The 19843-nt window shown below is 71.0% G+C and carries 18 protein-coding genes; 8 read left to right on the forward strand and 10 right to left on the reverse strand.

Features of this window, described 5'->3' with window-relative positions; all coding sequences use genetic code 11:
- Positions 1 to 32: 32 nt before the first annotated feature.
- The gene (locus ACH4DZ_RS26605; protein ID WP_398289827.1) at positions 33 to 1175 is read left to right on the forward strand and encodes an acyl-CoA dehydrogenase family protein; all 1143 of its coding nucleotides are present in this window, start codon (positions 33 to 35) and stop codon (positions 1173 to 1175) included.
- Positions 1176 to 1199: 24 nt separating this feature from the next.
- Entirely contained in the window at positions 1200 to 2249 is a 1050-nt protein-coding gene (locus ACH4DZ_RS26610; protein WP_398289828.1) for a Zn-dependent alcohol dehydrogenase, read from the forward strand.
- A 623-nt stretch (positions 2250 to 2872) separates the two neighbouring features.
- On the opposite strand, the gene ACH4DZ_RS26615 is transcribed toward ACH4DZ_RS26610, so the two are convergent.
- Entirely contained in the window at positions 2873 to 3049 is a 177-nt protein-coding gene (locus tag ACH4DZ_RS26615) for a hypothetical protein (RefSeq protein WP_398289829.1), read from the reverse strand.
- Between the two features lie 541 nt (positions 3050 to 3590).
- Entirely contained in the window at positions 3591 to 4028 is a 438-nt protein-coding gene (locus ACH4DZ_RS26620) for an ATP-binding protein (RefSeq protein WP_398289830.1), read from the reverse strand.
- Positions 4029 to 4327: 299 nt separating this feature from the next.
- Here ACH4DZ_RS26620 and ACH4DZ_RS26625 point away from each other — a divergent pair, with 299 nt between their 5' ends.
- Together ACH4DZ_RS26625 and ACH4DZ_RS26630 are read left to right on the forward strand one after the other, a co-directional pair.
- Positions 4328 to 5515, forward strand: a complete 1188-nt coding sequence (locus ACH4DZ_RS26625) for a helix-turn-helix domain-containing protein (RefSeq protein ID WP_398289831.1) — start codon at positions 4328 to 4330, stop codon at positions 5513 to 5515.
- 10 nt (positions 5516 to 5525) lie between these two features.
- Complete coding sequence (locus ACH4DZ_RS26630; protein ID WP_398289832.1) at positions 5526 to 5996, forward strand: hypothetical protein; 471 nt, start codon at positions 5526 to 5528, stop codon at positions 5994 to 5996.
- A gap of 105 nt (positions 5997 to 6101) precedes the next feature.
- Here the strand turns inward: ACH4DZ_RS26630 and ACH4DZ_RS26635 are convergent, their stop codons facing one another.
- Entirely contained in the window at positions 6102 to 6875 is a 774-nt protein-coding gene (locus tag ACH4DZ_RS26635) for a helix-turn-helix domain-containing protein (RefSeq protein ID WP_398289834.1), read from the reverse strand.
- A 321-nt stretch (positions 6876 to 7196) separates the two neighbouring features.
- Here ACH4DZ_RS26635 and ACH4DZ_RS26640 point away from each other — a divergent pair, with 321 nt between their 5' ends.
- Together ACH4DZ_RS26640 and ACH4DZ_RS26645 are read left to right on the forward strand one after the other, a co-directional pair.
- Positions 7197 to 7700: a glycine-rich domain-containing protein gene (locus tag ACH4DZ_RS26640; protein ID WP_398289835.1), complete on the forward strand. Its 504-nt coding sequence runs from the start codon at positions 7197 to 7199 to the stop codon at positions 7698 to 7700.
- Between the two features lie 69 nt (positions 7701 to 7769).
- Complete coding sequence (locus ACH4DZ_RS26645) at positions 7770 to 8399, forward strand: class I SAM-dependent methyltransferase (protein ID WP_398289836.1); 630 nt, start codon at positions 7770 to 7772, stop codon at positions 8397 to 8399.
- A gap of 32 nt (positions 8400 to 8431) precedes the next feature.
- On the opposite strand, the gene ACH4DZ_RS26650 is transcribed toward ACH4DZ_RS26645, so the two are convergent.
- Positions 8432 to 9445 (reverse strand): GlxA family transcriptional regulator, encoded by a 1014-nt coding sequence (locus ACH4DZ_RS26650; RefSeq protein ID WP_398289837.1) that lies wholly within the window; start codon positions 9443 to 9445, stop codon positions 8432 to 8434.
- Between the two features lie 182 nt (positions 9446 to 9627).
- Between ACH4DZ_RS26650 and ACH4DZ_RS26655 the strand changes: the two genes are divergently transcribed.
- Positions 9628 to 10932, forward strand: coding sequence for an MFS transporter (locus ACH4DZ_RS26655; protein ID WP_398290016.1), 1305 nt, complete (start codon positions 9628 to 9630; stop codon positions 10930 to 10932).
- Between the two features lie 32 nt (positions 10933 to 10964).
- Here ACH4DZ_RS26655 and ACH4DZ_RS26660 read toward each other — a convergent pair whose 3' ends face one another.
- The 5 genes from ACH4DZ_RS26660 to ACH4DZ_RS26680 all read right to left on the reverse strand — a co-directional run bounded on the left by ACH4DZ_RS26660 (position 10965) and on the right by ACH4DZ_RS26680 (position 17420).
- Positions 10965 to 11639 (reverse strand): flavin reductase family protein, encoded by a 675-nt coding sequence (locus ACH4DZ_RS26660; protein WP_398289838.1) that lies wholly within the window; start codon positions 11637 to 11639, stop codon positions 10965 to 10967.
- A 44-nt stretch (positions 11640 to 11683) separates the two neighbouring features.
- Positions 11684 to 12463 (reverse strand): enoyl-CoA hydratase/isomerase family protein, encoded by a 780-nt coding sequence (locus ACH4DZ_RS26665; protein ID WP_398289839.1) that lies wholly within the window; start codon positions 12461 to 12463, stop codon positions 11684 to 11686.
- A 395-nt stretch (positions 12464 to 12858) separates the two neighbouring features.
- Positions 12859 to 15096 (reverse strand): acetate--CoA ligase family protein, encoded by a 2238-nt coding sequence (locus tag ACH4DZ_RS26670; protein ID WP_398289840.1) that lies wholly within the window; start codon positions 15094 to 15096, stop codon positions 12859 to 12861.
- Positions 15097 to 15435: 339 nt separating this feature from the next.
- Entirely contained in the window at positions 15436 to 16113 is a 678-nt protein-coding gene (locus ACH4DZ_RS26675) for an ABC transporter permease (RefSeq protein WP_398289841.1), read from the reverse strand.
- 203 nt (positions 16114 to 16316) lie between these two features.
- Positions 16317 to 17420 (reverse strand): medium chain dehydrogenase/reductase family protein, encoded by a 1104-nt coding sequence (locus ACH4DZ_RS26680; protein WP_398289842.1) that lies wholly within the window; start codon positions 17418 to 17420, stop codon positions 16317 to 16319.
- A gap of 143 nt (positions 17421 to 17563) precedes the next feature.
- Between ACH4DZ_RS26680 and ACH4DZ_RS26685 the strand changes: the two genes are divergently transcribed.
- On the forward strand, positions 17564 to 18214 hold the full coding sequence (locus ACH4DZ_RS26685; protein WP_398289843.1) for a TetR/AcrR family transcriptional regulator: 651 nt from the start codon (positions 17564 to 17566) through the stop codon (positions 18212 to 18214).
- A gap of 236 nt (positions 18215 to 18450) precedes the next feature.
- On the opposite strand, the gene ACH4DZ_RS26690 is transcribed toward ACH4DZ_RS26685, so the two are convergent.
- Positions 18451 to 19686 carry a flavin-containing monooxygenase gene (locus ACH4DZ_RS26690; RefSeq protein ID WP_398289844.1) on the reverse strand — a complete coding sequence of 412 codons (1236 nt, stop codon included), beginning with the start codon at positions 19684 to 19686 and terminating at the stop codon, positions 18451 to 18453.
- Positions 19687 to 19843 lie beyond the last annotated feature (157 nt).

Consider the following 19843-nt stretch of genomic DNA (forward strand, 5'->3'; position numbering starts at 1 on the left):
GGTGGGTTGGTCGACGGGTGGTGGAGGGGTTCATGGAGTTTGGGGTCACCTCGGAGAATGAAGCCTTTCGTGCTGAGGCGCGGGGGTGGTTGGACGGCCATGTGCCTTGGGGCGGGGGGCGGCGGGACTGGGAGCGGGTTCTCGGTGCTGCCGGGTGGATCGGGATCGGGTGGGGGGTGGAGGGGTACGGGAATCGCGCGGTCGGACTGGGGCGGCAGGTCGTGTGGGCCGAGGAGTACGCGCGGGCCCGGGCGCCCGCGCGCAGTGGGCACATCGGGGAGAAGCTGCTGGCTCCGACCCTCATCGCCCATGGGAGCGAGGAGCAGAAGGACCGCTTTCTGCCGCCCATCGCCTCCGGTGACGAGCTGTGGTGCCAGGGGTACAGCGAGCCCGGCGCCGGCTCCGATCTCGCCGGGATCCGTACGGAGGCCGTGCGGGAGGCGGACGGGTACCGGATCAGCGGGCAGAAGATCTGGACCTCGCTGGCGCACGAGGCGGACTGGTGCTTCGTGCTGGCGCGTACGGAGGCCGGGTCGCGGCGGCACCGCGGGCTGAGCTTTCTGCTCGTACCCATGGACCAGCCCGGGCGGATCGACGTGCGGCCGATCCGGCAGATGACCGGGACCAGCGAGTTCAACGAGGTCTTCTTCGACGGGGCGCACGCGCGCGCGGAGCATCTCGTCGGGGGCGAGGGCAACGGCTGGCAGGTCGCGATGAGCCTGCTCGGCTTCGAGCGCGGAGTCTCCACACTGGCCCAGCAGGTCGGTTTCGCCCAGGAGTTGGCGCAGGTGGTGGAAGCAGCCGTCGCCTCGGGGGCGGCCGAGGACCCGATCGTCCGCGACCTGCTCGTACGCCAGTGGGCCGAGCTGCGCACCATGCGGTGGAACGCCCTGCGGACGCTGGGGAGTTCGGCGGACCGCGGCGCGCCCAGCGTGGCCAAGCTGCTGTGGGGCCGGTGGCATCAGCGGCTCGGCGAACTGGCGATGCGGGTGCGGGGGGCCGGGGCGGCGGTCGGTCCCGGGGACTGGTCGGCCGAGTCGCCCTACGAACTGGACGCTCTCCAGCACCTGTTCCTCTTCAGCCGCGCCGACACCATTTACGGCGGCTCGGACGAGATCCAGCGCACGATCATCGCCGAGCGCGTGCTCGGCCTTCCCAGGGAAGCGAAGGGCTGAGATGAGTGCGACGAGGGGCACGGCATGAGAGGCGTTGTCTTCGACGGCAGGCAGGCCCAGGTGGTGGACGACCTGGAGATACGGGACCCGGGGCCGGGTGAGGTACTGGTCGCGACAGCGGCGGCCGGTCTGTGCCACAGCGACCTCTCCGTGCTGGACGGGACCATCCCCTTCCCCGTACCCGCGGTGCTCGGGCACGAGGGTGCGGGTGTCGTGGAGGAGGTGGGCGCGGGCGTCACCCATGTGCAGCCCGGCGACCATGTCTCCCTGTCCACGCTCGCGAACTGCGGTGCGTGCGCCGCGTGCGACCGGGGGCGGCCGACCATGTGCCGCAAGGCCATCGGGATGCCGCAGCGGCCGTTTCTGCGGGACGGTCAACCTCTGTACCAGTTCGCGTCCAACTCCGCCTTCGCCGAACGGACGTTGGTGAAGGCCGTGCAGGCGGTACGGATCCCGAAGGACATCCCGATGGCTTCGGCCGCCCTGATCGGGTGCGGGGTGCTGACCGGGGTCGGGGCCGTGCTGAACCGGGCGCGGGTGGACCACGGGGACAGCGTGGTCGTCATCGGGACGGGCGGGATCGGGCTCAACGTGATCCAGGGCGCGCGGATCGCCGGGGCGCTGACGGTGGTCGCGGTGGACTCGAATCCGGCGAAGGAGGAGGTGGCCCGGCGGTTCGGGGCCGGGCACTTCCTCACGTCCGTGGAGGGGGTGAAGGGCATCCTGCCGACGGGGGCGGATCATGTCTTCGAGTGCGTGGGGCGGGTGGAGCTGGTACGGCAGGCCGTCGATCTGCTCGACCGGCAGGGGCAGGCGGTACTGCTGGGCGTGCCGCCCGCCGGCGCCGAGGCGTCCTTCCTCGTCTCGTCGATGTACCTGGACAAGTCGATCCTCGGGTGCCGGTACGGGTCTTCGCGACCGCAGCGGGATGTCGCGCTGTACGCGCAGATGTACCGGGAGGGGCGGTTGCTGCTGGATGAGCTGGTGACGGAGACGTATGTGATGGAGGACTTCGAGAAGGCCGTAGCTGATGCGCGGGGTGGGCTTGCGGCCCGGGCTGTCCTGACGTTCTAGGAACATCCGGTCAGGTGAGCAGGTGAGCAGGCGGGCGGATTGCGGGTGCGGGTCTGGGGGGGGGGAGGGGGCTGTGCTGAAGTTCTGAGGCCGCCGCCTCGGCCGCCCTTTCCTGTCCGTAGACCCGTTCACCGCCACTGGGCGCCAACTCGCACAGTGAGCAACGGTCATCATCCCGCAGCTCGATCACTCGACCGGCCAACAGGTGGAACACGCATACACCTTGCCCGGGTGCTGCCTTGCGCGCGTCGTCCATGGTGTCTCCCGCGTTACGTGACCCGCCCCCTCCGGGGGAACTCGGAGGGGGCGAGCACCTGTGATTCCCATGGGGATGGTTCACTGCCCGGCGTCAAGGGGAACGCGACTCCGCCTGACTACTGCGGCGCCTCCGGAAGCGGCAGTCATCGGGGCGTGTTACTCGGTCTTGCCGTGCGCCTGGGGGGACTTGACTACCGACAGGCGGTAGTCACCGTGGAGGCGCCGCCCCTCCAGGCAGGTCTCAGAGGGGCCAGTGGCGGAGCAACAGAACAGGCACTGTTCGCCGCGGAAGGGGGCAGCGTGCTCGATCCACCTTTCCCAGGCAAGCCACTGGGGGGTTCTCAGTGCCGCCGCAAGGTCCGGGTTCATACGGGCTCCCCGCTCGCCAGGTAGTCCCTCACGTACGGCCGTACCAACCCGCCTGGTTCGTCGAGGGCCTGCAGCGCTTCCCATCTGCGCCATACCGCCTTGCCGGTCGAGGACGTGCCTGCCGACCACACGTCGACCTCCGGCGCGAGGGGCGGCACAGGCTTGACCCTCACGCGCCTGGACCAGCGAACCCGGCGCGCCCGATATGGGTCCGGTGCGTCCGGCCACTTGAGGGGCGGTTGGGGGACGTGCGCGCTGGTCACTGCCGGCGCGCGTCGTCGACCAGGGCCAGGGCGGCACAGGCGCCAAAGCACCAGTGCGGCGAGAACGGCGCCTGTAAGGGCAAGCGCCGTACGGATAGAGTGACTCACTGTTCGTAGCTCCTTGCTGGCTGCGGACATTGGCCCCGTTCCGGCTTGCAGCGCTGGACGGGGCATTGCTGACGCACGTGCCCAAGTGGGTACACGCCTGGGCGCGTGCGGAGGCTCGCGGGATTTACGGGGGGCACCTCCCCGGAGCTTCTGCCCCATCGCGCGCGGTCTCTGGGAGAACAGAGGCGTGCGGGATGGGATTCTGTGGTGCAACGGGTAGCGCCTCAATGACATACGTCTGACGCGTGCCGCTCACGGATATGCGGAACTCATACCGGCGCCTGTGCCGACGTAGCGGGCCGGGCGACCTCCTTCACCGCCTCGTCCAAGCCGTCGAGCGGCGTCACGAGACCACCTTCATCTCGGCCCAGCAGCGCTTGCGGTTCGGCATCCGCGCGGGGCCCAACAGGTCGTAGCCCCACCGGTCGGCAAGAACGTCGACCAGGATCAGGCCCCGCCCGCCAGTGTCGTCGCCGCCGGGGGCGCGCAGCATCGGCACCCGGGACGGGTCCATGTCCACGACCGCCAGGTACAACTGGTCATCCGCCGGGCGGTCCACGATCACGCGCAGGCTGTGCCCCCGGGCGTGGTTCACGGCGTTGGTGACGAGTTCGGACATCGCCAGCGCGGCGGTTTCCGCCGTCTCGTCGCCGAGGCGCCACGTGGCGCACGCCGTGCGGACCAGGCCGCGTGCCACGGACGCCGTCTCTCTCGTGCGTGGGTGGGTCTCGCTGTAGCCCTGGTATCCCGTCGCGCGGGCTCTGTTTGCCGTCATCGTCATGGATCACGCCTTGTTCCGGGGGTGGAGGGAAGTGGGCCGCACACCTACGGGGACGAGGGGCGGACCGTCACCGCGCAAGCGTCCGAACTCCCCGAGTGAGGGTGGACGTTGCACTGACAGTTAGTTAACGATCACCCGCAGTCATGCGACCATCGCTCATGCGGCACCCGCATACAGATATGCGCTGAGCGGGTACGGGTAGGAGCTCGACGCCGCAGGGACTCTTAGCGTGGGGGTGCGCCGTGGATTTCCAGACAGGGCCGGTCCGGGAGGCATCCCGGACCGGGAATTACGGGCAAGTGATCGAACTCGTCCGCAACAACCGGCGGATAACGCAGACCGCCTTGGGCCAGGCCCTCGGCATGAGCCAGTCCGCAGTGTCCCGTCTGGAGAAGAAGGGCACGAGCGCATACAACACGAACACCCTGGCGGCGGCAGCGGCGCACCTGGAGATTCCACCGGTCCTGGTGGGACTTGCCGACAGCCGACCGTCGGGGTCACAGAACGACGGTGATGACGTGAACCGACGACGATTCCTCGGCGGAGCGGTGGCCGCAGCCGCAGCCCCCACCCTGGCCGCCCTCCCTGATACCGCAGACGCGACCGGCGGGCAGGCCGCAGCCCTCCGGCTATCCACCACGGCGTATCGCAGACTCGACGGCACCACGCCCAGCCGGGACCTGTCGGAGGCCGTACGCGCGCACATGCGGCTGATCCAGACCATCACACACACCGCGATCGGGGACGGGGAGCGGGGCCGTCTGGCCGCCGTCGGCAGTGAGGCCGCGAGCTTCGCCGGATGGCTCGCGTGGGACACGGGTGACAACGGGTCGGCCCGCTCCTGGTATGGGGCGGCGGTCAAGGCGGCACGGTCGGCCGGTGATCCGCTGTTGACCGCCTACCAGGCCGGGAGCCTCGCCCAGTTCGAGGCGCACGCCGGGAACGGGGTGGAGGCATTGAACCTCACCCGTCGGGCCCGGCGCGTACTCGGGTCCTCCCGCCCGGCCGTCGCGGATGCGTGGTTGGCGTCCGTCGAAGCTCTCGCGCACGCGGTGGCCGGTGACCGGCGCTCCGCAGACAAGGCGTTGACGGCGGCCCGCGCGGGCGCCGAGAACCTGCCCGAGGAGGTGCCGCCGTGGCCGTGGGTGTTCACCTTCACCCCGGCCAAGGTCGCCGTTGCGCGGGTAACCTGCGGGGCCCGTCTCGGCCTCGCGGATTGGGTCCTGTCCGAGGACACCGAAGCCCTCGCGACCGGCCACGACAAACAACGCGCGCTCCTGGTGCTCGACATCGCGGCCGGTCACCTCGCCGCCGGGCGCGTTGATGCCGCGTTCGCGCTCGCTGCCCGCGCGCTGGAAACCGGGTTCCGCTACCGTTCCGGCCGGATCGTGGAGAGGGCGCGCGGCGTGCGCCGGTCGCTGAACACCAGCTCACCGCCCAAGGCGGTGCGCGAGTTCGACGAGAGGTTGCACGGCGTCTATCTGTAGGAGGACAGGCATGCGGGTGGGGATCACTGGTCACCGCGGACTGAGCACAGAGGTTGAGGAGCGCGTGCGGGCGCTCCTGGCTGATGCGGTGAGTGGGTACACGGCGGAGCTGGTGGCGGTCTCGTGCATCGCGGACGGCCCCGATGCATGGTTCGCCGAAGCAGTGCTGTCCGCCGGCGGACGCCTTGAGGTCGTCGTTCCGGCCACCGAGTACCGCGACAGCTTGCCGGAGCGGCATCACTCCACGTACGACGAGCTGATGTCCCGCGCGAGCGACGTGCACGGGACCGGCATGACCGCCTCCGACTCGGAGGCGCACATGACAGGCTCTGAAATTCTCGTCGGGCTCGCTGACGAGCTGGTCGCCGTATGGGACGGGAAACCGGCATGGGGGTACGGCGGCACGGCGGACGTCGTGGCGTACGCCGAGCGGACCGGCGTCCCCGTCCGGGTGCTGTGGCCGGAGGGCGCCTCACGTTGACCGGCACTCTGTGAGCGGCCCGTTGTGCCGTGCGGTGCCGGAGAAATACCTGTGGCCGCCGCCGTGATGGTGTCCCGCCGAGTGTCGCTCGGCGGGACACCATCCTCACTGAGGTGTGGTCGAGTACCGCTCGATGCTCGCGCGGCCTGTCGATCGGTCGAGTAGGCGCAGTTCCCACGGGCCCGTGTTCACGTCGAAGTCTTTGCCGAACCCGGCCCACTTGCCCGCCATGCGTCGGCCCGTCGGCTCGATGAGCAGCTGAATCGCACCGTGGTACCGGGCGCCCTGGTAATACCCGTTGGCCGCCGTCTGCTCGGTCCACGTACCCGTGACGACGTTCCGGTCAACGGTGAGATCCAGAGACAACGGGCTGTCTGGGTTGGTCGACGCTCCGGGCAGGCTCTGAGCCGTCAGACGGTTGCCGTGCTGGACGATCACGACGTGATGCTCGCAGTCGAACGTCTCGTCACGGCTGGACGAGTAGAACTCGTACCGGGACAGCCAGATGCCCGCGTACTCGCTCTGCGGCTCCGGCTCCGGGCTTGTAGCAGCGTCAGCCGTGCCGACTTCCCCAGCCTCCATGTCGTGGCCTCCTGCCCCGTCCGAGTGGACGCGTGCCATCGGGATCGCGAACCCCAGGGACTCGGGGGTACGGCCGGTGAACCGCTTCAGTGCCCGCGCATACAGCGGGCGGCATGTCCTGGTCTGCCCGGACTCCCAGCGTTGCACGAGTCGCTTGGAGGCGTCATTCGACTCCCCCAGCTCCTTGCCTGCGCCACGTAAGCCCCGGGCGAACTCGTCCTGGCTGAGGTTCATCGACTTGCGTACGGAGGTCAGCACGTCGTTGGGGATTCGCTCGCCGTCGCCCGTAGTCGTCATGACCCGAGGGTAGCCACGTCCCGCTCCCAATGACACCGGTTTGTCGCCCTCGGGCTGACGCCGACATGACGTCCGAGAGACGCCTTGAACGTCGCCGCAATGGCCACGGCCGATCCGGAACATAGTCGTCATGTCCATCCGCATCAGCGCTTACACGGTGAGAGCCGACGGCACTCAGAGCAAGCCACGAACCCTGTACGAGGGCGGGGGCGGGGAACCCCTCGCTACCGGCCTGATGCCGCCGTGCCTGTGCCCCAGGTGCAGGGGTGGGCGAAATGACCGGAACACCACGGACCCTCGATTACTTGGAGGCAAGCCAGCATGAGCACGGCAGTAGTGATCCGCGACCCGAAGGCGTACGTCACCCCGGACGTGTGGGAGCGGGAGGTGGCCCTCCTCCTCCGCGACCCGGAGAACACGCGCGAACTGGCGGAGGCCAAGTTCGGACAGGCCATCGCCTATCTGGTCACGTGCGGCGAGAACCCGGACCTCCTCATGGGTCCGTCCGGGCAGGTGGACGAAGCATGGCACTCGTTCATGCTCGACTCGATCCCGTACCACCACTTCACCAGCCGGCACTGCGGCCGGTACATCCACCACGTCCCGGAGCTTCCGAGGGCGGTGGGCGTCCTGTGCGTCTCCGACGACGAGGCGACGCGGGACAGGCATGATGCCAAGACCGGCGGCCCGCTCGTCCTGGAGCAGACGATCAAGGCCATCAAGGCGGCCGGGTTCGAGATCGACCCCGGCCTGTGGGGCATGGAGGACGCGGCCAACTGCAACCAGTGCCACGCCGGGTGTCACGACTCGCCCAAGTCGCATTGAGCAGCGAATGAGTTGGGGCCCACCGCCGTACGTTGGGGGTGGGCCCCTCATGCCGGAAAGGACTACCGCATGTCATTGGCTGAGTCCTGGGACAGGTACGCGGTCGGGAGCAAGCCACGCAGGACCGTGAACGCCAAGGGTGAGACGACCTGGCTGAACTGGACTCAGTACGCCGATCACGGGCCGAACGAGAGCGTTCTGGGTCCTGTGGCCAGACGCCGGGTGCTGGAACTCGGCTCGGGGAGCGGCAGTAACCTCGCGCACCTTGTGACGCTCGGCGCGACCGGTCAAGGGGTGGACGTCGCCCCCGCCCGGGAGAGGGTCGCGCGGGAGCGCTGGGGCGAGCTGCCGGGCCTTGAGTTCCGTACGGTGGACGCGGCGGCGTTCCTGAACGAGACGGACGAGACGTTCGATGTCGTGCTCTCGATCTTCGGTGCCGTGTGGTTCGTCGATCCGGACTCCCTGCTACCGCTGATCCGCTCGCGTATGGCGCCGGGCGGCATCCTGGCCTTCTCGCATCTGCCTCCAGGCGGTCAGGGGCCCAAGGCCGCCGAAGCCGGGCTGCGGTATGACCACACCCCGGATGAGTGGGGGCGCGTCCTGACCGGGCACGGCTTCTCCGACGTGTGCGTGTCCCTGATCGAGCCGCCGGAGGGCAGGGCCGTGGGCACCATGCTTGTCCGTGCCTCGGCGGCCTGATCGCGCGGCCGTAAAGGTGGGGAAAGGGCTGCTCAGCGGAACGTGCGGCGGTAGGACGTCGGGGTGACTCCCAGGGTCGACTGGAGATGCTGGCGCATCGACTGGGCCGTGCCGAAGCCCGAGGCCGCCGCTACCTGGTCCATCGACAGGTCCGTGGACTCCAGGAGATGCCGAGCCCGCTCGACCCGCTGCTGGGTGAGCCACTGACCGGGACTGACCCCCGCCTCCTCCCGGAACCGCCGCGTGAACGTCCGCACCGACATCGCCTCCTGCGCGGCCAAGTCCCGCAACTGGATCGGCTCGTGCAACCGGCTCAGCGCCCAGGCGCGCGCCCCGACCGTGGTCGCCAACAGCGGCTCGGGCACCGGCCGTTCGATGTACTGCGCCTGCCCGCCGTCCCGGTGCGGAGGCACGATCGTACGGCGCGCCACCTCGTTGGCGACGGCGGTCCCGTGGTCGCGGCGCACGATGTGGATGCACAGGTCGATGCCCGCCGCGACACCTGCGGAGGTCAGCACGTCCCCGTCGTCGATGAACAGCACGTCGGCGTCGACCCGCACCTTGGGGAAGAGGCGCTGGAAGTGTTCGGCGGACGCCCAGTGCGTGGTCGCCGGGCGCCCGTCGAGCAGCCCGGCGGCGGCGAGGACGTACCCGCCCGTGCAGATCGAGACGAGCCGGGTGCCCGGCCGGATCAGGGCGAGGGCCGCGGCCAGCTCGTCGGTGAGCACGCCCTCGTCGTGGACCGGACCCAGCTCGTACGAGGCCGGGATGACGACGGTGTCGGCGGTGGCCAGGGCCTCCGGGCCGTTCTCGACCAGTACGGAGAAGTCGGCGTCCGTCTCGACCGGGCCAGGCGGCCGGACGGAGCAGGTGACGATCTCGTACAGCTTGCGGCCCCGGGTGTCCTTGGCGCGTCCGAAGATGCGCTGCGGGATGCCCAGCTCGAAGGGGAGGAGGCCGTCCAGGGCGAGGACGACGACGCGGTGTCGAAGGGGCTCAGGCGGGGTGCCCGGCGTGTTCGCCGGGATCGGCTTGTTCGTGCCCATGGCCCGATCCTAGCGAATGCTGTCCTTCGGGCCACTCGTTCGGGGAGGCCCGAGGACGGAAGCTCGGTGACGTGACCCAGACAACCGACACCGCGGGCGAGGCGGCAGCCGCACAGGGACCTGGACAGCGATCTGGGCAGGGACCTGGGCAGGGCCCTGGAACCGACGCGCAGGATCCCGCGATCGAGGCGCAGGCCACCGCGACCGACGCGATCGGGCGTCGGCGGCGTACGCGGGTGCGGGTGCACCGGGCGTGGTTCGTCGCCGCCGTCACCTTCGTGACGATCATCGGCGCGGCGGCCTTCCGGTCCCTGCCGGGCCTGCTGATCGACCCGTTGCACGAGGAGTTCGACTGGTCGCGCGGCACGATCGGCCTCGCGGTCTCCGTCAATCTCGCGCTGTACGGGCTGACGGCGCCGTTCGCCGCCGCGCTGATGGACCGGTTCGGCATCCGGCGGGTCGTCGCGCTCGCCCTGGTCGTAATCGCGGTCGGCTCCGGCGCCACGGTGTGGATGACCGCGGCCTGGCAGCTGCTGCTGTGCTGGGGGCTGCTCGTGGGCCTGGGCTCCGGCTCGATGGCCCTCGCCTTCGCCGCCACCGTCACCAACCGCTGGTTCACCGAGAAGCGCGGCCTGGTCACCGGCATCCTCACCGCCGCCTCGGCCTCCGGCCAGCTGATCTTCCTGCCCGTACTGTCGTGGATCGTCTCGGAGCACAGTTGGCGCCCGGCCGCCGTGACCGTGGCCCTGGCGGCGCTCGCGGTCGTGCCGTTCGTCTGGCTGCTGCTGCGCGACCATCCGGCGGACGTGGGCCTCAAGCCGTACGGGGCGACGGAGTTCGTCGAGAAGCCGCCGCCCGTGCCGGGGGCCGCCCGCCGCGCGATGAAGGTCCTCTTCTCCGCTGCGCGCACCGGGCCCTTCTGGCTGCTCGCGGGGACCTTCGCGATCTGCGGTGCCTCGACGAACGGCCTGATCCAGACCCACTTCGTGCCCGCCGCCCACGACCACGGCATGCCCATCACGGCCGCCGCCTCGCTCCTCGCGGTGATCGGCATCTTCGACGTCGTCGGCACGATCGCCTCCGGCTGGTTCACGGACCGCTTCGACCCGCGCCGGCTGCTGGCGGTCTACTACGCCCTGCGCGGCGTCTCGCTCCTCTTCCTGCCCCTGCTGCTGGGCCCCTCGGTCCACCCGCCGATGGTCTTCTTCATCGTCTTCTACGGACTCGACTGGGTCGCCACCGTCCCGCCCACCATCGCCCTGTGCCGCGACCGGTTCGGCGACGACAGCGCCATCGTCTTCGGCTGGGTCCTCGCCTCCCACCAGGTCGGGGCGGCACTGGTCGCCTTCCTGGGTGGCGTGGCCCGCGACGCCTTCGGCTCGTACAACGTGATGTGGTACGCCTCCGGGGCGCTGTGCGCGGTGGCGGCGCTGATGGCGCTGGTGATTCGGCGCAGGGAGGTGCCGGGGGCGATGGCCGTCGGCTAGGGGTGTTTCGAAAGTCCTGGGCGGCCGTCAGGTCAGGTCGTGAAGCCACCGAAACGGCCGCGGTGGAAGAGGAGAGGGGCGTCGCCGTTGCCGTCGGGGGCGGCGTCGGGTGTGCCCAGGGCGTTCACCCTGCCCACCACGATCAGGTGGTCGCCGCCCGTGTGGACCGCGTGGACGGCGCAGTCGATCCAGGCGGTGGCGCCGGTCAGGCGGGGCGAACCGGAGACCGGCGACGGTTCGTGGGCGACCCCCGCGAACTTGTCCGAGCCGCTCACCGCGAAGCGGCGGCACAGGTCGCCCTGGTGCGCGCCGAGGACGTTCACGCAGAAGACGCCCGCGCGGGCGATACGCGGCCAGGTCGTGGACGTACGCGCGACCATGAACGCGATCAGGGGCGGGTCGAGGGAGAGCGCGGCGAAGGACTGACAGGCGAAGCCGGCGGGGGTGATGGCGGTGGCGGGGGTGGCGCCCGGGTCGGTGGCCGGGGTCGGGGCCTGGGCCTGGGCCGGGGCTGTGATGACGGTGACGCCCGTCGCGAAGTTTCCGAGTACGCGGCGGAATTCGGCCGGGTCGATCGGTGCGCGTTCGTCGTCGCCGACCGCGCGCAGGTCCGGGCGCGGGAGTGGTTCGACCGGTCCCGCGGTCCTCGGTTCTCCGGCCGACCTCAGGTAGCGGACGGCTGCCGCGGCCATTCCTGCGTGTCCCATCACACCGTCCATTGAAGGTGACGGGGCGTCAGATGGGAAGGGGTTCAGCGGCCCGTGAAGGCCGGTGTGCGGCGCTCCACGAACGCCGTTACGCCTTCCGTGGCGTCCGACGTCGTCATGTTGATCTCCTGGGCGGTGGCCTCGGCGCTGAACGCGGTGGCGCGGTCGGAGTCCAGGGAGGCGTTCACCAGTTGCTTGGTGAGGGAGAGGGCGCGGGTGGGGCCGGTGGCGAGGCGTTCGGCCCATGCGCGGGCCGTCTTCTCCAGTTCCTCGTCCGGGACCACGCGGTTGACCAGGCCGAGGCGGTGGGCGTCCGCGGCGGTGAGGGCGTCGCCGAAGAACATCAGCTCCTTCGCGCGTTGCGGGCCGATCAGACGGGGGAGGAGGTAGGCGCCGCCGCCGTCGGGGACCAGGCCGCGGCGGGCGAACACCTCGATGAACCTGGCCGATTCCGCGGCGAGGATCAGGTCGCAGGCGTAGGCGAGGTGGGCGCCCAGGCCGGCCGCGGTGCCGTTCACTGCGGCGATCACCGGTTTCTCGCAGTCGAGGACCGCGGTGATGAGGCGTTGGGCGCCGTTTCGGATGACGCGGGTCACGTCTCCGGGGAGGCGGTCCTTGAGGGGCGGGCCTGTGCGGAGGTCTGCGCCTGTGCAGAAACCTCGGCCGGTGGCTGTGAGGACGACCACGCGGGTGTTCGCGTCTGCGGACGCGGTCTCCAGGAGGTGGATGAGCTCTTCTCGTTGGTCGGGGGTGATGGCGTTCATGACCTCGGGTCGGTCGAGGGTGATCCAGGAGACGTGGTTGTCGAGGGTGTGGACTGTCATGGGGGCTCCGGGGGTGGGTGGGGGTTGGATGGGGATTGGATGGATGGGCTGGGGTGGGTTTGTGGGTGCGGGCCGGTGGGGGTTGGGCGCGCAGTTCCCCGCGCCCCTTGGGGGGGGGGGGGGTGAGGTGGGTTTGTGGGTGCGGGCCGGTGGGGGTTGGGCGCGCCGTTCCTCGCGTCCCTTGGGTGGTGGGGGTTGGTCGTGCGGTTCCCCGTGCGCCTGGGGGCTTGGCTGTGCCTTCGCGGTTTTGGGGGCGCGGGGAACGGCGCAATCTTTTAGGGGCGCGGGGAACTGCGCGGCCAGCCCCCACGGGCCCGCAGTCGAAAACGCGCCCCCCTTCCCCGCCGGTCCTTGGTTGGGGACGCGGTCGTTTTTGTCGTGGCCCACGCCGTGGGTCAGCGGCAGATTGCCAGGGCGTCCAGGGCCACCGCCCCCTGGCCGCGGGGCAGGACCATCAACGGGTTGATGTCCAGTTCGGACAGCTCGGTGTCCAGCTCAAGCGCCATGCGCTGGACCCGCAGAACAACCTCCACCAGCGCGTCGAGGTCCGCCGGAGGCCGCCCGCGGACGCCGTCGAGCAGGGCCCGCCCCCGCAACTCGTCGAGCATCGACCGCGCCTGGTCCTCCCCGAACGGCGGCACCCGTACGGCCGTGTCCTGGAGGACTTCCACGAGTACGCCGCCCAGCCCGACCGTCACCGTCGGACCGAAGAGTTCGTCGTGCGTCACACCGACGACCATCTCGACCCCCGGCTCCACCATCTGGCACACCAGGACCCCGTCGAGCGACACGTCCTCGTAGCGCGCGATGTCGGTCAACTCGCGGTAGGCGTCCCGTACTTGGCTGGCGGAGGTGAGGCCGATCTTCACCAGTCCGAGTTCCGTCTTGTGGGCGAGCCGCGCACCGGACGCCTTCATGACGACCGGGTACCCGACCAGCCCGGCCGCCCGTACGGAGGCCGCCGCGCTGGTCACCAACTGCTCGCGCGGCACCCGGATCCCGTACGCCCGCAGCAGTTGTTTCGCCGCGTGTTCGCTCAGCCTGCTGCCCGGCCGCATCAGCGCCTGGGCCTTGCGGCAGGAGGGGGACGGGGTGCGCGGGGCCTCGTCGAAGGGGGAGCGGTACGAGGCGGTGAAGCGGGCGTGCTCCAGGTGGGCGCGTACCGCCGTGATGCAGTTCGCGAACGTGCGGAAGGTCGCCACGCGGGACGAGCCGAGGAGGGTGTCGCGGTACGCGGCCTCCGTGCCGACCGGGGACCCCCAGACCACGCACACCAGTTTGTCCGTCTGCTCCGCCGCGTCCACCAGGTCCTGCGCGAGCCTGTCGCTCATGGGTGGGAAGGGGCCCGTGATCGGACAGATCAGTACCCCGACGGCCGGATCGGCGAGGATCGCGTCGATGATCCTGCGGCCTCGCCAGTCGCCGACCGGGTGGCCGCCGTTGTCGATCGGGTTCGTGACGTCCAGGTACTCGGGTATCCACTGGTGCAGTTCGGCCTGTTTGGAGGGGGAGAGGGGAGGCAGGCGCAGGCCCGCCTCGGTGGCCAGGTCCGAGAAGTGGGCGCCCGTACCGCCGGAGATCGAGTACACGGCCACCCCGTCGGCGGACGGCGGCCTGGCTCGGGCCAGCAGGGCCGCCGTGTCCTGCAGTTCGTCGAGACCGTCGACGCGTACGACCCCGTACTGGCGCATCGCGGCGTCCACCACCGCGTCCGCGCCTGTCAGTTTGCCGGTGTGGGAGGCGGCCGTACGCGCGCCCGTCTCCGTGCGGCCGACCTTGACCGCGACCACGGGGACTCCGCGCCGGGCGGCCCGGTCGGCGGCGAGGAGGAAGGAGCGGCCGTCCTTGAGGCCCTCGACGTAGCAGGCGATGGCGCCCACCTCGGGCTGCTCGGAGAAGTAGGAGATGAAGTCGGCGCTCTCCAGGTCTGCCTCGTTGCCGGTGGGGGCCCAGTGGGAGACGCGGATGCCCAGTTCCTGCAGGGTGAAGACCGGGCGGCCCTGGTGGCCCGACTGGGTGATCAGCGCGATCGCCGGGCCGTCGAGGTCGTCGCGGAACTTCTCGAAGGCGTTGAGGTTGGTGTTCGGGCCGAGCAGCCGTAGACCGGAGCGGATCCCGGAGCGCTGTACGGCGTCGGCGAGCCGGGTCTGCGCGGCGGCGCCCACGGGGCCCGTCTCGGCGAACCCCGAGGCGAAGGCGACCGCGAACCGCACCTTGGTCTCGGTCAGTTGCTCGATCACGGGAAGCGGGTCGGAGACCAACAGCACGGCCAGGTCGACCTGTTCGGGCAGCTCCGCGACCGACGGGACGCAGGGCAGACCGAACACGGAGTCGCGGGTGGGGTGCACCGGGTGGAGGCGCGCGCCCACCCGCTCCGCCCAGGCCAGCAGTTGGCGGGTGATGCCGGTGTTCGGTCGTCCTTCGGCGTCCGAGGCGCCGACGACGGCCACCGACTCGGGGCGGAAGAAGCGGTCCAGATCGGGTACGCCGGCGTACAGCGGCCGGCCGCTGACGTCGAGGTCGTCGGTGGCGGCCGGCCTGCCGTGCACGGCAGGGGCCGGTTGCTCGCCGCAGGCGATGACCCGGGCCCGGCGGGAGTCGGTGGTGAGAGTGCCGTGGGTTGATCCAAGCATCGGTCCGCCCGCTCCTGTGTGGCTGCCAATAGCTGACGCAGTGTCAGATCAGGTCAGATTACTGAACTGACGCTGCGTCAGGAATGGGTCGGGAAGCAAAGAACTTGTGGCGGCCACAGGTGTGGGGCCCGGCGTGTGGTGTCGCCGGAGCCTGGAGCCCGGAGCCCGGAGTCCGCAACCGGGCGAGGTGTGCTGCGCGTGTTGCCCGCGTATCACCCGCCGGTTGGGCGGGGAACTGTCCGCCGGGGTGGGCGGGGAACCGTCCGTCAGGCGCATGGTCCGCCGGTGCGGGATTCTGGTGATGCTGAGGGGGAGGGAGAGGGCTTCGGCGGTTGTGTCCTATGAGGTTTGCGGGGCTGCCGGGGCGGCGAGACGGCGGCGTTCGAGGATCGCCGCGAGGGCGTAGGCGCCGCCGCCCGCGAGGGTGAGGACCCAGTAGAGGCCTGGGCTGCCGAGGAGGAGGGCCGCGGTGGAGGTCAGGGCTAGCCAGGTGCCGAGGCTGTAGTGGAGCAGGTTGCGGCGCTGGGCGCCTTCGGCGATGTAGAGCAGGCCGACGACGAAGCCGGAGCCGGTGGGCCAGAGCAGGGACTGCACGTCAGGCAGGTCGAGGGTGGCCGTCAGGCCCGTGATGGCGAGGAACAGGGCGGCGAAGGCGGTGACCCAGGCGATGCCGAGGAGCTTGCCGGAGAGGACGTCGTCCGGCTCGGCGGCGGCTCGCTGGGCGCGCAGGGCGGCGACGGTGGCCTGGACGGTGCCGACGGCGAGCCCGGTACCGAGCAGGGCCATGGGCAGCCAGCCGGGCAGGTCGAGCAGCGGGGTCGCACCCTCGGAGACCGCGGCGGAGCCGTGGCCCAGCAGATAGGCGAGCCCGAAGCTGATGTAGGTCGCACGATTGTCGACGTCGCCCGGGACGCGTACTGCGGCCGAGCGGTCTGCTGCGGCCGGGTGGCTGGTGACAGGAGTGGCAGGGGTGACAGTGGCGGCCGATGCGGCGGCGGTGGTGGTGGTGACGGACATGGCGGATACCTCCGGGCTGCGGGCTGCGGGCTGCGGGCTGCGGGCTGCGGGCTGCGGGGCGGGGGGGCAGGGCGGGGTGTTGGGGAGGGCGTGCGCGAAGGTGGGGAATTGGCGCGGGCGCGGGCGCAGGCGCTCACTGTGGCGCCGCATCGGCGGCGGCGCGCGCGGGTCGGCGTGACGGCGTGACGGCGGCGCTCGACGCGTCACGCCTCGGGAACGATGACGATCTTTCCGGCGACCGTGTGGGACTCGGCGAGCGTCAGGGCCGCGGCGGCGTCCGACAGCGGGATCCGCGCGGCGATCCGCGGGGTGAGGACGTCGTCGGCGACCAGGCGCAGTACCTGGGCCAGGTCCTCGGTCATCCGCTGCTGCCAGGACGCCCGGCAACGGCGCTTGCCGGCCCAGAAGTTGTAGAAGTGCGCGCTCCTGCCGTTGGGCAGGGAGTTCCACGCGGCGAGGCGCGCGAACAGTTTCAGGACCGGCAGCTGGGAGTTGCCCTCGTCGTCCTTGGTGGCGGCGGTGCCGTACGAGACCAGCGTGCCGCCCCGGCGCAGCAACTGCCACGACTGCTCCACCCCGGCGCCGCCGACGTGGTCGAACACCGCGTCCACACCGTCCGGGGCGAGCTCGCGGATCCGGGCGTACAGGTCGGGGTCGCGGTAGTCGACCGGGGTCGCGCCCAGTTCCCGTACGGTCGCGTGGTGGCGGGCCGACGCCGTGCCGATCACGGTGATCCCGGCGTGGCGGGCCAGTTGTACGAGCGTGGAGCCGACGCCGCCGTTGGCGCCCAGGACCACGATCGTCCCGCCGGCCGGGACCTTGGCGACGCGGTGCAGCATCTGCCAGGCGGTGATGCCGTTGACGACCACGGTCTCCGCGTCGGCCGCGGCCACCTCGTCCGGTACGGGCATCAGGTCCACGGCGTCGACCAGGAGGTGGCTGGCCCACGCGCCCGTCTTGGTGACCGCGGCGAACCGGCGTCCGACGAGCGCGGTGTCCACCTCCGGACCGGCCGCCGTCACGGTGCCGACCACGTCGTAGCCGGGCACGAAGGGGAACGACGGCTGGTCGTAGTACTTCCCGCGACGCATCTGCTGCTCGGCGAACGACACGCCCGTCGCGTCCATCCGCAGGATGACCTGGCCCTTGGCCGGCGCCGGGAGCTCGCGGCGCCGGAGTTGCAGACCGTCCGGCTCGACCAGGCCGGGCAGAACGATCTCGGTCGCGAAGGTGGTGGAGGTCGCGGTGGAGGTCGCGGTGGGGGTGGTGGAGGCGCTCTCGGTCGCGCTGGTGGCGGTGCTGGTCATGGCGTACCCCTTGCAGTTGCCGCCGGCTGCTGCCGGTTGCTGGCATGTGCTTACGGTTGTAAGGCTATGCCTGTTAGCTCACGTATGGCAAGAGGAAACACTCATAAGCTTCGCGCTGTAAGGTGACGGGTATGGGAACAGGTATGGGAGACGACACAGGCGGCACCGCAGCGACACCCGTCCGCGTCCGCAACCGTCGGGGGGAGGGGGACCGGCTGCGCCAGGAGATCGTGACGGCGGCGGTCGAGCTGCTCGACGAGACCGGCGACGAGAGCGCCATCACCCTGCGCTCGGTGGCGCGCAGGGTCGGTATCGCCGCCCCTTCGATCTACCGGCACTTCTCCGATCAGCCCGCCATCATGCTGGCCGTGGTCCGCAACGCCTTCGCCGAACTGGACGAGCAGTTGCGCGCGGCCGTGGACGCGGCCGACGACACGCCCCGCGCGCGGCTCACGGCCCTGTGCGAGGGCTATCTGGAGTTCGCCGAGGCCCACCCGGGGCGCTACCGCACGATGTTCGGCGGGTTCTGGATGCCCGACCCGAAAGCGAGTTCCGTGACGGCGGAGGAGCTCGGGGCGCTCGGCGAGGCGAGTCTGCGACGGCTCGGCGAGGCCCTCCAGGAGTGCGTCTCCGCCGGCTCCTCGGCCAGCAGCGACGTGGCGGCCGACGTGGTCGTGCTCTGGCTCGGTCTGCACGGGCTGGCCCACCAGCGGGCGGTCGCCCCGTCGTTCCCCTGGCCGCCGGACATCGCGCAACGGCTCATCACCACGCTCGCGCACTTCACGGAGAAGTAGGGCGGCGGGGCCAAACGTGCCGCCCGGCGACCGTTTCCCGCGGCGGCCCTGACCGTCACCGGTCGGAGGCACCCACAGGCGGCACAGGCGTCAGCACAGGCGTCAGCACGTGCGGCGGGACGGGTGCCTGGGACTGTGGTCCCCGGGGGTGGCCGCCGGGGCGGGCGTCAGCGCGCGGTGCGGGACCGGTTTCTGGGGCCGTGCCCCCCGGCGGTCATGGCCACCGAGGGCGGACGTCAGTGCGGGATGCGGGACGGGTTTCTGTGGTCGGCGTCCCGTGTGATCGCCTTCGCTATCTTCTCGGCGTCGATGGCCAGTTCGCGGAACATGCCGCTGATGGGGTTGGTGAAGCCGGTGAAGTACAGGCCGGGCGCGTTCTTCGGCGCGCGGGCGCCGTGGACGACCGGACGGCCACGTCCGTCGAGCACGCCGAGGTGGCCGACGACGTTCTCCAGGGCACGCCGGTAGCCGGTCGCGGCGATCACGGCGTCCGGACCGACGCGGTCGCCGTTCGCGAGGACGACCTTGCCGTCCTCGAAGCCCTCGACCGCCGTCACGACCTCGACCCGGCCCTTGCGGACCGCGTCGATCAGGCCGACGTCCTGCACGGGGATGGACCCCTCGTTCACCCGCGAGTACAGCCCCGTGTCTGGCCGTGGCAGCCCCTTGGCGGCGAGGTCCGGCACGCTGAGTCTGGCCATCGGCCCGGCCAGCCGGTCCACCAGCGCGACCGGCAGCCGCCGGCAGAGCACCCCGGTGTACTGGGCCGCCCACCCGGCCGTCGACCGGCGCACGATGTGCGGCGCGGTCCGTACGGCGAGGCGTACGCGCGACGCGCCGCCCTCGACGAGGTCGACGGCGATCTCGGCGCCGGTGTTGCCCACGCCGACCACGAGGACGTCCTGTCCGGCGTAGGGGGCGGGGTTGCGGTACTCGCCCGCGTGCAGGAACTCGCCGGTGTACCCGTCGAGGCCCGGCCAGTCGGGCACGTACGGCGTGTGGTTGTGGCCGGTGGCGACGACCACCGCGCTGCCGGTCAGCTCACGTCCGCCGGTGGCGTGCAGCAGCCAGCCGGTGCCGTCGGCCGTGGGCTCCACGCGGGAGACCTCGACGCCCGTGACGATCTCCAGCCCGTGGTGCTCGGCGTACTTCTCCAGATAGCGCACCACGTTGTCGCGCGACACCCACCGCCCGAACGAGCGCGGCATCGGCAGCCCCGGCAGCCCGGAGAGCCGCCGCGTCGTGTGCAGCCGCAGCCGGTCGTAGTGCCGCCGCCAGGAGGCCCCGACCCGCTCGGACTTCTCCAGCACGACAGCCCGTACGCCCTGGGTGCGCAGCGCGTGCGCCACCGCGAGGCCTCCCGGCCCGCCGCCGATGACGTACACGGGCCGGTCCAGCTGAGGCACGGCCGCCGTCGGCTCAGGCGCGGGTGCCGGGGATGCCTGTGGTGTCGGGTCGGGAGAGTCGGCCATATGCCGAGCGTATGCATGTCGGCATTTGTTGGGTCTCGGTCAAGCCCGGAATCGGTTGCGAATTGATCACGGCTGTAGGAGGGGTGTGTGGGTCCGGTGGCGTAGGTGCCTTGGATTGCGCGGAGACTGCGACGCGCGTGCTGACCAGGAGACGGGC

The sequence above is a fragment of the Streptomyces sp. NPDC017991 genome (genome assembly GCF_044328075.1).
In the GTDB taxonomy this organism is placed as follows: domain Bacteria; phylum Actinomycetota; class Actinomycetes; order Streptomycetales; family Streptomycetaceae; genus Streptomyces.